This window comes from Paraconexibacter sp. (genome assembly GCF_041602235.1).
Classification (GTDB): Bacteria; Actinomycetota; Thermoleophilia; order Solirubrobacterales; family Solirubrobacteraceae; genus Paraconexibacter.
On the sequence record NZ_JBFIGP010000087.1, the window covers coordinates 1 to 12,868 of the forward strand.

Annotated in this window: 11 protein-coding genes and 1 pseudogene; 2 read left to right on the forward strand and 10 right to left on the reverse strand. The window is 72.9% G+C overall.

Features of this window, described 5'->3' with window-relative positions; genetic code table 11:
- A partial coding sequence (locus tag ABYE80_RS09170; protein ID WP_372789974.1) for an aspartate-semialdehyde dehydrogenase occupies nucleotides 1–752 on the reverse strand: 752 nt, incomplete at its 3' end.
- Nucleotides 749–2,017 carry an aspartate kinase gene (locus ABYE80_RS09175; RefSeq protein WP_372789975.1) on the reverse strand — a complete coding sequence of 423 codons (1,269 nt, stop codon included), beginning with the start codon at nucleotides 2,015–2,017 and terminating at the stop codon, nucleotides 749–751. The genes ABYE80_RS09170 and ABYE80_RS09175, both read right to left, overlap by 4 nt.
- 74 nt (nucleotides 2,018–2,091) lie before the next feature.
- Here ABYE80_RS09175 and ABYE80_RS09180 point away from each other — a divergent pair, with 74 nt between their 5' ends.
- The gene (locus tag ABYE80_RS09180; protein ID WP_372789976.1) at nucleotides 2,092–3,372 is read left to right on the forward strand and encodes a glycoside hydrolase family 3 N-terminal domain-containing protein; all 1,281 of its coding nucleotides are present in this window, start codon (nucleotides 2,092–2,094) and stop codon (nucleotides 3,370–3,372) included.
- On the opposite strand, the gene ABYE80_RS09185 is transcribed toward ABYE80_RS09180, so the two are convergent.
- The 6 genes from ABYE80_RS09185 to ABYE80_RS09210 all read right to left on the reverse strand — a co-directional run bounded on the left by ABYE80_RS09185 (nucleotide 3,348) and on the right by ABYE80_RS09210 (nucleotide 8,951).
- The gene (locus tag ABYE80_RS09185; protein ID WP_372789977.1) at nucleotides 3,348–3,815 is read right to left on the reverse strand and encodes a hypothetical protein; all 468 of its coding nucleotides are present in this window, start codon (nucleotides 3,813–3,815) and stop codon (nucleotides 3,348–3,350) included. The genes ABYE80_RS09180 and ABYE80_RS09185 overlap by 25 nt on opposite strands.
- A gap of 38 nt (nucleotides 3,816–3,853) precedes the next feature.
- Nucleotides 3,854–4,468 (reverse strand): recombination mediator RecR, encoded by a 615-nt coding sequence (recR, locus tag ABYE80_RS09190; protein ID WP_372789978.1) that lies wholly within the window; start codon nucleotides 4,466–4,468, stop codon nucleotides 3,854–3,856.
- A 29-nt stretch (nucleotides 4,469–4,497) separates the two neighbouring features.
- Nucleotides 4,498–4,827 (reverse strand): YbaB/EbfC family nucleoid-associated protein, encoded by a 330-nt coding sequence (locus tag ABYE80_RS09195; protein WP_372789979.1) that lies wholly within the window; start codon nucleotides 4,825–4,827, stop codon nucleotides 4,498–4,500.
- Nucleotides 4,828–4,831: 4 nt separating this feature from the next.
- Nucleotides 4,832–6,730 carry a DNA polymerase III subunit gamma/tau gene (dnaX, locus tag ABYE80_RS09200; protein WP_372789980.1) on the reverse strand — a complete coding sequence of 633 codons (1,899 nt, stop codon included), beginning with the start codon at nucleotides 6,728–6,730 and terminating at the stop codon, nucleotides 4,832–4,834.
- Nucleotides 6,731–6,804: 74 nt separating this feature from the next.
- Nucleotides 6,805–7,173 (reverse strand): DsrE family protein, encoded by a 369-nt coding sequence (locus ABYE80_RS09205; protein ID WP_372789981.1) that lies wholly within the window; start codon nucleotides 7,171–7,173, stop codon nucleotides 6,805–6,807.
- A 134-nt stretch (nucleotides 7,174–7,307) separates the two neighbouring features.
- Nucleotides 7,308–8,951 (reverse strand): LuxR C-terminal-related transcriptional regulator, encoded by a 1,644-nt coding sequence (locus tag ABYE80_RS09210; protein ID WP_372789982.1) that lies wholly within the window; start codon nucleotides 8,949–8,951, stop codon nucleotides 7,308–7,310.
- A gap of 155 nt (nucleotides 8,952–9,106) precedes the next feature.
- Between ABYE80_RS09210 and ABYE80_RS09215 the strand changes: the two genes are divergently transcribed.
- Complete coding sequence (locus tag ABYE80_RS09215; RefSeq protein WP_372789983.1) at nucleotides 9,107–10,501, forward strand: FAD-binding oxidoreductase; 1,395 nt, start codon at nucleotides 9,107–9,109, stop codon at nucleotides 10,499–10,501.
- 56 nt (nucleotides 10,502–10,557) lie between these two features.
- On the opposite strand, the gene ABYE80_RS09220 is transcribed toward ABYE80_RS09215, so the two are convergent.
- Both ABYE80_RS09220 and ABYE80_RS09225 read right to left on the reverse strand, forming a co-directional pair.
- Complete coding sequence (locus ABYE80_RS09220; RefSeq protein WP_372789984.1) at nucleotides 10,558–12,003, reverse strand: cytochrome P450; 1,446 nt, start codon at nucleotides 12,001–12,003, stop codon at nucleotides 10,558–10,560.
- 84 nt (nucleotides 12,004–12,087) lie between these two features.
- Nucleotides 12,088–12,868 (reverse strand): annotated as a pseudogene (locus ABYE80_RS09225) (hypothetical protein); the annotation flags it as partial.

The window sequence follows — 12,868 nt, forward strand, 5'->3', positions numbered from 1 at the left end:
CCGACCATCACCGGCACCCGGACACAGGTGGGCGACACCGCGAGATCGGGCAGACCGAGGATCTTGCGGCTCTCGGTCAGCATCTTCATCTCCTCGTCCGTGTAGCCCGCCTCCTTCTCGGAGCCCAGCCACGGGACGACGTTGAACGCGATCGGCTTCGCGTGGACCGACGCGGTGACGCTGGCGTACGCGGCCGCGCCGTCGTCGACGAGCGCCTCGCGCTGGCCGAGCAGCACGGGGATCTGCTCCGCGAGCTCGTCCATCCCCTTCTGGCCGGCGCCGCCGACGGCCTGGAAGCTGGTGGCCACCAGCGCCTTCAGCCCGTAGGCCTCGTGCAGCGCCTTCATCGGCGGCATGAACGCCATCGTCGTGCAGTTCGGGTTGGCGACGATGCCCTTGGCGGCGTCGGCCAGCGCGTCCGGGTTGACCTCGCTGACGACGAGAGGGACGTCGGGATCCGCCCGGAACGCGGACGAGTTGTCGACGACGATCGCCCCCGCAGCGGCGAACCTCGGCGCCCATTCGCGGCTGATCGAGCCGCCGGCCGAGAAGATCGCGACGTCGAAGCCGCCGATCGTGTCCTCGCGGATCGGCTGGACGACCATCCCGTTGGGCAGGGTGCGGCCCGCCGAGCGCTCGGAGGCGAACGGCACGATCTCCGACGCCGGGAAGTCCCGGTCGGCGAGCAGCCGCAGCATGGTGGTGCCGACCGCGCCGGTGGCTCCGACGACGGCGACGCGCACCGCGCTCATGCGAACTCCCCGAAGGGCTGCTCGGGCCGGATGGTGTCGGGGCCGCTGAGCTCGAACGCGCTGTGCAGTGCCCGGACGGCGTCGGGGACCCGCTCACCCGGCACGACGCACGAGATCCGGATCGGCGACGTCGAGATCATCTCGATGTTGATGCCGCTCTCGCCGAGCGTCGTGAAGACCTTGGCGGCCACGCCCGGATGGGACTTCATGCCGGCGCCCACGATCGAGACCTTGCCCATCGCCTCGTCGGTCGCCACCTCGATGCCGTGCTCGGACACCAGCGCGGCGAGCGCGGCCCGAGCGGCGTCGACATCGTCGCGCGGCACCGTGAAGGACATGTCGGCCTTCGCCCCCTCGGTCACGGGCTCGTTCTGGATGATCATGTCGATGTTCACGTTCGCGTCGGCGAGCGCGGTGGTGACCTGACCGGCGATGCCGGGCGTGTCCGGCACGCCCATGAGCGTGACGCGGGCCTCCCCGGTCGAGTGGGTGACGGCGGTGATGAGCGGGTGTTCCACGGTGTCCTCCTCGGACACCACGACGGTGCCCGGCTGATCGTCGAAGCTGGAACGGCAATGGATGCGCACGCCGTGGTTGCGGGCGTACTCGACGCTGCGCAACTGCAGCACCCCGGCGCCGGAAGCGGACATCTCGAGCATCTCGTCGAACGAGACGACCGGCAGCTTGCGGGCCTCGGGCACGATGCGCGGGTCGGCGCTGAAGACGCCGGCGACGTCGGTGTAGATCTCGCAGACGTCGGCGCCCACGGCGGCCGCGAGCGCGACCGCGGTCGTGTCCGAGCCACCCCGTCCGAGCGTCGTGACGTCCTTCGAGGTGGAGACGCCCTGGAAGCCGGCGACCAGGACGATGTTGTCCTCGTCGAGCGCTCGGGTGATCCGATCGGCCCGAACATCGAGGATTCTCGCCTTCGTGTGTGACGTGTCTGTCACGATGCCCGCCTGTGAGCCGGTCAGGGAGATCGCGCGGTGCCCAAGGTCGTTGATCGCCATCGCGCAGAGGGCGCACGACACGCGCTCGCCCGTGGACAGGAGCATGTCCATCTCCCGGGGGTCCGGCACCGGGCTGACCTCGAAGGCGTCGGCGATGAGGCGGTCGGTCTCCTTGCCCCGCGCAGAGAGGACCGCGACCACGCGATGGCCGGCCTCGCGCTTCTCGACGATGCGGCGGGCGGCACGCTTGAGGCGCTCGGCGTCGGCGACGGACGTGCCTCCGAACTTCATGACGACGATCGGGGTGGGGCTCATGGGAACGGACAAGTCTACGAGGCAAGCACCGTGATCGATCCGCCGGCATGCGCATGACCCGCGGAGCTCGACGCGTGGGCATCGTGGTCGCCCTGCTTGCGGTGCTGGCCGGGGGCGCCTTCGCCGCCCTGCGCGCGGGCGGCGACACCCCGGACATCCCTGAGGCGGGCTCCGCGTTCGGCGCCGACCCGGACGTCCGCGACCGCGGCTCCTCGCTGCTCAGCGCGCTCGCCCCGTTGCTGGGGGCGGGGCGGACCGCCGCCCAGCGCAGCGACGACGCGACCGCCGGCTCCAGACCATCCGGCACGCGGGCGCCGGCCTCCGACACCACGGGCACCGCGCGCGGCGGGTCCTCGGGCCTCGGCCTGCCGGTCGACCGTGCCGTCACCCGGCTGTTCGTGGTCGGGTTCCCGGGGGCCACGCCGGATGCGGCGTTCTTCGAGCGGCTCCAGGTGCGTGACTGGGGTGGCGTGCTGCTGACAGGCGACAACTACACCGACCCCGAGCAGCTCGCGACGCTCACGTCGCAGATCGGGATCGTCGCGCGGAACGCCGGCCACGGCGCGCCCCTCGTGGCCGCCCGCCAGGCGGGCGGGGAGGACTCCGCGTTCCCCGACCTTCCCCCTTCGGCGCAGACCGACCAGACGAACGACGACGGCGCCCGCGGACAGGCGCTGGCGGCGGGCCGGGCGCTCCGCAAGGCCGGGGTCACCATGACGCTCGCCCCCGACGCCGATCTGAGCGCCGTCGGCGGGCCGTGGGACGGCCGTGGCTTCTCGGGCGACGGAAAGGTGGCCGCGGCCCGCACCCGTGCTGCGGTCGCCGGGTACCGGGCGGCTCGCGTGATCGCGACGGTCGGGCACTTCCCCGGCGAGGGCGCGGCCTCCGGCGACCCCGGGCTCGGGCCGGCGACGGTCGGCCTGGGTCTCGACGAGCTGAAGGCCGCCGACCTGCGGCCCTTCGCCGCCGCCGCGGGGACGACCCCGGTGGTGCAGATGAGCGGGGCGCTCTATGCGGCCTTCGACGGCGTGACCCCGGCGACGCTCCTCCCGGACGCCGTCGCGCTGCTGCGCGGTCTGGGGTTCCGGGGGGTCGTGCTGTCTGCCGATCTCGGCGCCGCGGCGTTCACGAGCGGCACGACCCCGGGGGACGCGGCGATCGACGCGCTCAACGCCGGGTGCGACCTCCTGCTGCTCCCCGGCGATGCGGACGACCAGGAGCAGGCCGTCCGCACGGTTGTCCGGGCGATCCGGAAGGGCACCGTGAGGACGGCGCGGGTGCGCGAGGCCCTCGACCGCGTCGCCGCGCTCAAGCGGCGCTACGCGGTGCGCTACGGGCAGTCGACCGCTCCGTAGGTCTTGTCGAAGGATGCCGCGAGGGCATCGATCTGGGCCTTGGCCTTCGTCGCGTCCGAGGCTCGCACGGCGTCGCTGAGGGCCAGGCCGGCGTCGGTGAAGGCGGAGGTGAACGCGGCGTTCGCCGACTCCAACTCCGCCCGATCGGGCTCCTCGAACTCGGCGATCTCCGCGGTGAGCGCCGCGAGCTCGGTGCCGACCGCGCTCATCGCCGTCGCGATCGCCCCCGGTCCCGTGGGCGTGTCGAGGTCCAGGCCCTCGAGCTCCTCGATCGCCGTGCCCATCGCGGTCCTCGCCTCGCAGAGCGCGGTGAGGTCCGCGCCCTGATCCTGCTGCGTCCGGGTCCCGGAGTCCCCCGATTCGCCGCAGGCCACCACGACGATCGCGACCAGCACGAGCGCGGCCGTCAGCACCAGGTAGACGACGGGACGGATCGAACCCATGGGTGCACGGTAACGCGCCGACGCGGGCGCGCCGCGCCTCAGAGCGTGCGTCGCCCGGCGAGCGCCTTGCCGAGCGTGACCTCGTCCGCGTACTCGAGGTCCGCGCCTACCGGGAGCCCCGAGGCCAGGCGGCTGACCGTGACGCCTGGGGCGCGCTCGTGCAGTCCCGCCGCGATGTGCAGGGCGGTTGCCTCCCCGGTCGTCGTGGGGTTGGTCGCGACGACGACCTCCCGCACCGGGGGATCGCCCGGCGGCGGTCCGGCGACGCGCCGGTACAGCTCGGCGATGCGCAGATCGTCGGGATCGACCCCGTCGATCGGGCTGAGCGCCCCGCCGAGCACGTGATAGCGGCCCCGGTACTCGTGGGTGCGCTCCAGCGGGACGATGTCACCGGGCTCCTCGACCACGCAGATGAGCGCCGCGTCGCGCCGCTCGTCCTGGCAGATCGTGCAACGCGGGCCCTCGGCGAGGTTGAAGCAGACCTCGCACACCCCGATCTTCTCCTTGACCTCGCGGATGGCGTCGGCAAGGGCCAGTGCCTCGTCGGCGTCCGCGCGCAGGATGTGGAACGCCAGCCGCTGCGCGGTGCGCTGCCCGATGCCGGGCAGCCGGCCGAGCTCGGTGACGAGCCGCTGGACGGATGGGGCCTGCATGCGGGGGTGTGACTCGAGCGGCCGGCGGTCTAGAAGCCGGGGAGCCCGAGACCGCCGAGATCCATACCGCCGGTGACGCCGCCCATCGTCTTGGCGGCGAGCTCCTGGGCCGAGCGGATGCCCTCGTTGACCGCGGCGAGCACGAGGTCGGCGAGCATCTCCGGATCGTCCGGATCGATCGCGTCGGGCTCGATCGCGATCGACTTCACGACGAGCTCTCCGGTGACCGTCACGGTGACCATCCCGCCGCCCGCGGTCGCGGTGACCTCCTGATCCTTGAGCTTCTCCTGCGCAGCCATCATGTCGGCCTGCATCTTCTGAACCTGCTTGAGCATCTGGTTCATGTTCGGCTGGGGCATCGGGTCACTCTCCGGGCGTGGTGGGGGTCGGCTCGGGTTCGGTCCCGGAGGTCTCCTCGGGGAGGATCTCCTCCGCGTCGAACGCGGTCTTCAGGCGGTGCAGCAGCTCGTCCTCGCCGATCGGCTGGGCTGCGGCCGCGATCTCGGGCACGACATCGCTGAGGTCGCGCAGGTCGAACGTGACGCGGGCGCGCATCCCGGTGATCGAGCGGATCGCGTCGACGAGCGCGTCACGATTGGTGCGGTCCTCCGCCTTGCGGCGCATGAAGGCGTTGGACTGGTCGAACGCGACGATGAGCTCCTCGCCGTGCAACTCGACGGGGACGGCGCCGGCGAGGACGGCGCCGAGCAGGCCGCTCTGCTCCCCGACCGTCTCCAGGACGGCCGGCCACAGGTCGCGGACGCCTGCGAGATCCATCGCGCCGGCGGGAGCGGACGACTGAGGTTCCGGGTCGGGGACCGCGTGGATCGCCGGAGCACCTTCGTGATGGGCCGGCGACGGGGCGTGGGCGGGCGCGGGCGGGCCCGACTCCGCGGTGGGTGGCGTCGGCGCGTCGGGAGCCTGCGCATCGCGTGGCGCCTGGGATGCCGGGGGCGCGGGGGGCGCCTGGGATGCCGGGGGCGCCGGAGGCGCCTGGGGCGCGGGCGCCGGCGTCGCAGCGCCCGGAGCGCCCTCCGAGGACGCCGCGGCGCCCGTCGGGGAGTCCGCGCGTGGGGGGACCGCCGGTGCCGGCGGGGCGCCGGACGCCAGACGCTGCTCCAGGCGCTCGATACGCGCCATGAGCGCGCGCGTCGTCGCATCGACCTGCGGCGTGGCGGCCTTGACCAGCGCGAGCTCGAGCTGGGTGCGGGCGTCCGCGCCGTCCCGGGTGGCCCGCAGCGCGGTGTTCAGCAGGTCGAGCAGGCGCACGACGTCCCCGGGGACGACGCGCTGGGCCTGCTCGAGCAGGCGGGCGTCGCGGTCCGCGGTGACCGCGATCTCCCGCGGCACGGCACCGAGGGTCTGCGTGACGAGGACCTCGCGAACATGACCCTCGAGCTGGCGGCTGAAGTGCTGGAGATCGCGACCGGCCTCCGACAGCGCAGCGACGGCCCGCAGGACACCGGCGCCGTCGTGGGCGGCGACCGCGTCGATCGCGCCGAAGAGGTGATCGTCGGCCGCGACGCCGAGGACCGCCAGCACGTCGTCGAGCGCGATCTCGTTGCCCGAGTAGGTGATGAGCTGCTCGAGCGTGCCGAGCGCGTCGCGGAACGACCCGGTGGCGTGGCGCGCGAGCAGCGCGACGGCGTCCGGCGGGATCGTGATGCCTTCCTGCTCGGCGACCCGGCCGACCACGCCGGCGAGCTGGTCGACGGTGGGGCGCTGGAAGTCGAAGCGGTGACAGCGGTCGGCGACCGTCGGCAGGATCTTGTCCGCCTCGGTGGTCGCGAGCACGAAGATGGTGTTCGGCGGCGGCTCCTCGAGCGTCTTGAGGAACGCGTTCCACGCCTGCGTGGTCAGCATGTGCGCCTCGTCGAGGATGTACACCTTCGCGCCGCCGGAGACCGGCGCGAAGGACACGCTGTCCCGCAGGTCGCGCACGTCGTCCACGGAGTTGTTCGACGCGGCGTCCATCTCGATGACGTCCATCGAGGTCGCGCCCGCGATCGCCCGGCACGAGTCGCACGCGCCGCACGGGGTGATCGTCGGCCGCGTCTCGGCGCCCGTGCAGTTCAGGCACGCCGCGAGGATCTTCGCCATCGACGTCTTGCCCGTACCCCGCGAGCCCACGAACAGGTAGGCGTGGTGCACCTTGTCCTGTTCCACGGCGTTGCGCAGCGTGCGGACGACGTGCTCCTGCCCGACGACGTCGGCGAACGTCCGGGGGCGGTGGCGACGGTAGAGCGATGGGCCGGCAGACACGGACGGCCAGTGTAGGAGACTGGGCCGCTGGTACGGCCCGGGCCCCCCATGGTCGAGTCCACCGGCGGGCGCCGTCAGTAGCTGAAGACCTCCGCGTGGTCGTCGCCGATCCACTCCCAGAGCGGGGTCGCCCCCGCGAGGCGCGCGTTGGAGACCAGGTCGGACGCCTCCAGCTTGCGCGCGTCGAAGCAGATCGGACAGACCAGGAACTCCCCCGCACCGTCGAGGTACTGCTCGAACAGCCGGGGCAGCGGCGGACATCCGTCGCACGCCACGCCCTCGGCGTACCCCGCGAGAGCGAGGCGCACCGCCTCCTTCGTGAGGAACATCGCCACGCGCCTTCCGCTCGCCGCGGCGGCCCCGGCGACCAGGAAGGCCACCGTCACCCGCTCGGGATCCTCGAGACCCGTGGCGAGGTTGATCACCACGTTGCCGTCGCTCATCGTCGTCACTCCTTCACCGTGTTCCAGGGACGAGCCGAGGCTCCCACGGGCCGCGTCGCACCGCGTCGCACCGATCCGCCATCTTCGATCGGCGCCACGATGGCCTGATCCGGCCACCCCGCGCCACCCGGGCGCTACAGCAGGCGGCGGCGCAACGCCTCGGCGACGGCCGCCGAACGTGAGCGCGCGCCCAGCTTCGCGAGGATGTTGGACGCATGCCGGTGGACCGTGTGCTCACTGAGCACGAGCGCACGGGCGACCTCCCGGTCGGTCGCCCCGTCGGCGATCAGCCGCAGCACCTCCTGCTCACGAGGGGTCAGCAGGGACCGCTCGGAGGGTGGGCGGTGCGTCACCGACCGTGCCCGCTCGGCCTCGAACGCGGCGCCCAGGCGAAGCAGCGACTCCGCGGCCCGCTCGGCCTCCTGACCCGCCTGGGCCGTGCGACCTGTCGCCACGAGCGAGCGCGCCAGCCCGATCCGCGCCCGAGCCGCCTCGTAGGGCGCACCGGCGCGGCCGTAGGCGTGCAGGGCGTCGGAGAAGCTGCGCGCCGCAGCCTGATGCTCTCCTGCCGCGGCTTCGAGGCTGCCTGCCGCGAAGCTCACGCACCCGCGCACCGGGTCCGTGAGGAGGATCTCGCCGATCTCCCGCAACTCGTCCAGCACCGCCGCGGCGCTGTCGAGGTCGCCGAGCGCGACGTGCGCGCCGATCGCGAGCTCGAGCCACGACGCGCGCTCGGTGCGGCTGCTGGCGGGCGTCTCGCGCAGGAAGCGCTCGGCCAGGTCGAGGGCGTGGTGCGGGTCGCCCCGATCGACGGCGAGGTACGCCAACCCCAGCGCCGCCAGGGGATGGTCGCCCGCCGAGACGAACAGGGCGTCGGCCTCGTCGAAGTCGCCCTGCCGGCGACGGAGCTCCCCCAGCCGCGCCACCGCCTCCGACGCGAGCGCCGGCCGGCTGACCGAGAGGGCGTCCTGGGCCTCGATCAGCTCCGACTCGGCCTCCGTCCACATCCCGCGCCAGATGAGGACCCCGGCGTGGTGCGCACGACAGAGCCGGTTGAGCGACTCCATCCCCGTCCGCTCCGCGTACTCGACGGCGCGGACACACCATTCCGACGCGCGGCTGTAGTCGCGTACGCGCTCGCACGCGTAGATCACGAAGCACGAGGCGAACCCTGCGTAGACGCGCTCGCCGAACTCCCCGGCCAGCGCCGCGGTGGCCGCCTCGTCGAGACCCCGCATGCCCCGGGCGACCTCGCCCTCCGTGACCAGGGCCAGGCCCTCGACGGCGAGGCCCATCATCTCCAGCGCCGTGTTGTCGAGCCTCCTCCCCGCCTCGGCAGCCTGCGCCCCCCGCGCGCGTGCGGCCGCCGTGTCCTCGGCGTAGATCAACTGCTCACCCTCGTGGACGCAGAGCCACCCGTACTCGGCGGAGTCCTCGAGCCCGACGAGCAACCGACGGGCTCGCGAGAGCCAGCCGCCGGCCACCGCGAACTCCCCCCGGAAGTCGACGCTGTCGGTGCCGAGCCACATCGCCATGCGGACGGCGCCCAGCCGATCGTCGCGCTTGCGGTACAGCGCGTAGGCGGACTCGCGGGAGGCGAACAGCAGGTCGGTGTCACCCGTCCACCACGCGACCCAGCTGAGGCCCTCGAGTGCCTCTGGCGTCTCGTCGCGCGTGAGCGCCGCGTCGAACTCCCGCCGAGCCTCGGCCCAGTCGGCGCGCGCCAGCGCCGCCCGGCCCCGCTGGACGCCCTCGTCGAGGTGTTCGAGATCGACCACGATGCGCCCGAGCGTAGCCCCCGGTCGGACACAGGTCGAGGACGGCACCGTGGTGGCCGGTTCCGGCCATCCCCGGAGATGGCCCGAACGTGCGAAGTCGCGGCGTTCGCGGGTTCCTACGGTGGTCTGGCCATCGAACAACCACCGAGGACCCGATGACCCCCCAGACCACACCCTTCGCCAGCGAACTGGCCCTGCCCGACGGCAGCGTCCACCGACCGGGCGAGCCCGAGTACGAGGACGCCTGCGGGCTCTTCAACGCGATGATCGTGCGCCGGCCCCGGCTCGTCGCCCGGTGCACGTCCGCGGCGGACGTCCAGGCCGCGCTCGCGTTCGCACGCGCCAACGGCCTCGACTTCACGGTCCGCGCCGGTGGCCATTCCGTCTCGGGCCTCGCGCTCTGCGACGACGGCGTCGTGGCCGATGTGCGCGGGATCGACTTCATCGAGGTCGATCCCGAGCGGCAGATCGCCCGAGTCGGAGGCGGAGTGATCTGGGCCGACCTCGACCGCGCCACCGCAGCGCACGGCCTGGCGACGACCGGTGGCCGCGTCTCGAGCACGGGCGTCGCCGGGCTGACGCTGGGCGGCGGCTCGGGCTGGCTCGAGCGCAAGCACGGCCTGACCACCGACAACCTGATCGCCGCGGAGCTCGTCACCGCGGATGGCCGCGTCGTCCGGGCGAGCGCGGACGAGAACGCCGAGCTGTTCTGGGCGCTGCGCGGCGGCGGCGGCAACTTCGGCGTCGTCGTCGCGTTCGAGTTCGCGCTGCACCGCCTCGAGCGGGAGGTCCTGGCCGGCCTGGTGATCCATCCGGGCGACCGGACCGCGGAACTGCTGGCGCTCTGGCGTGACGTCATGCGCGACGCGCCCGAAGGACTGAGCCTGGCGTTCATCTCCCTCACGGCTCCGGCGGAGCCGGAGATCCCCGAGCACCTGCACGGCACCACCGTCGCGGCGATCGCCGGGATGTACGCGGGACCGGTCGAGGAGGGCGAGCAGGCGCTCCGCTCGGTGCGCGAGTTCGGCGACGGCGTCGACCTGTTCGAGCCGATGGCCTACGAGGACTTCCAGTGCTCGCTCGACGACCCACCCGGGTACCGCAACTGGTGGACGGCCGAGTACCTGCGGGAGATGCCCGACGCGACGGTCGAGCGGATCGCCGCACGCTGCGAGGCCAAGCCGACCGGACCGGCCCAGCTGTTCTGCGTCGCCTGGGGCGGGGCGGTCTCGCGCGGCAGTTCCGAGCAGGGGCCGCTGCGCGGCCGCGACGCCCGCTACATCGTCCATCCCCTGGTCCTCTGGGAGGACGCGTCGGACGATCAGGAGATGATCGCCTGGGGTCGGGGCTTCCGCGAGGACGTCGCCGGCCTCGGGGCCGAAGGCACCTACCTCAACTTCGTGGGCGCCGACGAGGGCCAGGCCCGGGTGGTCGCGTCCTACGGGCGCCAGAGCTACGAGCGCCTGCGCCGGATCAAGGCGCAGTGGGACCCGCAGGACGTGTTCCGCGGCAGCGGCCACGTGCCGCCCGCTCGAGGTGCGGGCGGCTGAGGCGGCGTCGCGGACGGCGGCGTTCGGACGCGCGGGGGACGCGTCGAGCGCCGTCGTCAGCGGCGGTCCAGCGTCGTCATCGCGTTGTGCTTCGGGATCAGGACGATGTTCGCGCGCCCGATGCCCTCGACCGGCGTGTCCGCGCGTCGGAACGTCGCCTCACGGGCGATCGTCGCGAGCATGACGCGCATCTCCGCGATCGAGAACGCCCCGCCCAGGCACCGGCGGGAACCGCCGCCGAACGGGATCCACGTGTAGGTGCCCGGCCGGACCCCCAGGAACCGCTCCGGACGGAACTCCTCCGGGTCCTCGTACACGTCCGGATCGCGCATCATCGGAGCCATCATGGGCGCCAGCACGGCGCCCTCGGGGACCGTGAAGCCGTCGTCGAAGGTGAACGGTGCGACGGTCCCGCGGAAGGTGAACGCGCCTGGGGGGCGCAGCCGCAGCGTCTCGGTGACGACCGCCTCCGCGTAGGAGTCGTCGCCGGCGCGAGCGGTCTCGTGCAGACGATCGAGGACGTGCGGTGCCCGGGTGATGAGGTTCGCGGTCCACCCCAGCGTGGTCGCCGTCGTCTCGAAACCGCCGATGAGCAGTCCGGCCATCATGTTGAGCAGGAACGCGTCGGAGAGCGGCTCACCGTCCTCGGTGCGCGTCTCCAGGAAGAGCTGGAGCACGTCGGGGCTCGCGGGGATCTCGCCACCGCGCCGCGCCGCGATCTCCTGCGCGACCACCTCGTCGAGCTCACGGCGTGCTGTGACGATCGCGGAGTAGTTGCCGTCCCAGACCCCTCCGCGCGCCGTCGCCCACGCGGTCTGCACCGCGAAGCGCGTCGTCTGGATCGAGCTGAGGAAGGCCTGCGCGCGCCGGCGGACGACCTCGTGCCGCGCCGGATCCTTCACCCCCACGATGGTCGTGAGGATGATCTCGAGCGCGACCGGAGCGATCATCGTCCGGAACGGGACCGACGTCCCGTACGGCCATCTCGCCATCGCCTCCTCGGTGCGCTCACGGAACGCGTCCTCGTAGGAGGACAGCGCGTTGCCGTGCATCGGCGGGCTGATCAGCCGCTTGGTCTTGATGTGCTTGTCGCCCTCGTACCCGACGATGGACTCCTCGCCGAACACCTCGGCGTGCGGGAAGAACTTGCGGCTGACCGGCGCCATCTGGAGCTTGGACGCCCCGGTGGTGAAGACCTGCTTGAGGTCAGCGGGGTCGCGCAGCCCGATCATCGTGCCCGCCCCCGGGAGGTCGAGGGTGAACCGCTTCGGCGCGGCGATGCACCGCTTGATGAAGCTCTCGGGGCGCGCCCAGTACTCGGCGGCGTGAACCGCGCCCATGGCCCCGCGAGCGGATCGCGGCAGGATCGACGGGATCGCCTCGGTCCCTTCGAGCACTCCCGCGAGGCCTCCGAGCGGCCCGGGCCCCGACAGGCGCGGTGGAAGCGTCGTGTACTGCGGCGGTGCGGCCGTCTCGGCCGCCTCCGGCGTGATCGTCGCCATGGGACAGGCTCCTCCTCGTGGTGATTGGGCACAACCCGAGCGTGACGTTACAACATCACCATCTTGTAACGCAAGCTTCGATCCTCAAGGATCTGCCCGCTCCAGCCGCGGGTAGTACGCCGTCTTGCCGCGGTACTCGTAGGGCCCCTGCGTGAGGCACGGGGGCGCCCCCGTGCCCGGCGGGATGACGGGCACCGTCTGGGGGTTGTCGAGGTGATCGCACGACCACGCCTTGAGGGGCTCCTTCCCGACGGCGTCGAGCGACCCGGGCTTCGGGTACTGGTTCTGTCGGCTCGTGGGCAGCGGCTGCTGGAAACCGGCCGGGATCTCGTTCCAGATCATCGGAACGGCCCGGGCGTACCGCTGCTTGGTCCCGCCCGGCCCCGGGACGTACGGATTGCCGATGTTCGCGAGGTTCGCCGCGGTCGACGTCACGAACCCCGGGTCCTCGGCGACGAACTGCACGGCCGGGAGGATCTCGCGGAGTGCCGGGTACAGCCCGTCGAGCGCGGGCCGCAGGTTCTCGAGCAGGCGCCGGCCGGGCGGGAGCCCTCGGCGACCGGACGCGAGCGTCGCCGGAAGGTCGGCGAACAGCCCGCGAGCCTCCGGAAGCATGTCCTGGAGCGCGCGGAGCGCCGGATCCAGGCGGGGCGCGACCGGCCGGAGTGACCGCACCGCCGACCGCAGGTCGGGCGTCGCCTCCGCGATCACGTCGCCGGCGCCACGCATCTCCCCGAGGAACCCCGGCAGGGCGCGGACGATGCGGGTGATCTGCTCGGTGCGCCGACCGGTCACGGCGAACAGCCGGTCGCCCTCGGTGACCATCCCCTGAATCGCTCCCTCGCGGGCCCCGGCCTCGTCGAGC

Excerpts from the sequence above, each read along its gene's own strand:
- ABYE80_RS09215 (WP_372789983.1), top strand. The coding sequence starts at position 9,107 with ATGACCCCCCAGACCACACCCTTCGCCAGCGAACTGGCCCTGCCCGAC.
- ABYE80_RS09195 (WP_372789979.1), bottom strand. The coding sequence starts at position 4,827 with ATGCCCCAGCCGAACATGAACCAGATGCTCAAGCAGGTTCAGAAGATG.
- ABYE80_RS09185 (WP_372789977.1), bottom strand. The coding sequence starts at position 3,815 with ATGGGTTCGATCCGTCCCGTCGTCTACCTGGTGCTGACGGCCGCGCTC.
- ABYE80_RS09220 (WP_372789984.1), bottom strand. The coding sequence starts at position 12,003 with ATGGCGACGATCACGCCGGAGGCGGCCGAGACGGCCGCACCGCCGCAG.
- ABYE80_RS09175 (WP_372789975.1), bottom strand. The coding sequence starts at position 2,017 with ATGAGCCCCACCCCGATCGTCGTCATGAAGTTCGGAGGCACGTCCGTC.
- recR (WP_372789978.1), bottom strand. The coding sequence starts at position 4,468 with ATGCAGGCCCCATCCGTCCAGCGGCTCGTCACCGAGCTCGGCCGGCTG.
- ABYE80_RS09205 (WP_372789981.1), bottom strand. The coding sequence starts at position 7,173 with ATGAGCGACGGCAACGTGGTGATCAACCTCGCCACGGGTCTCGAGGAT.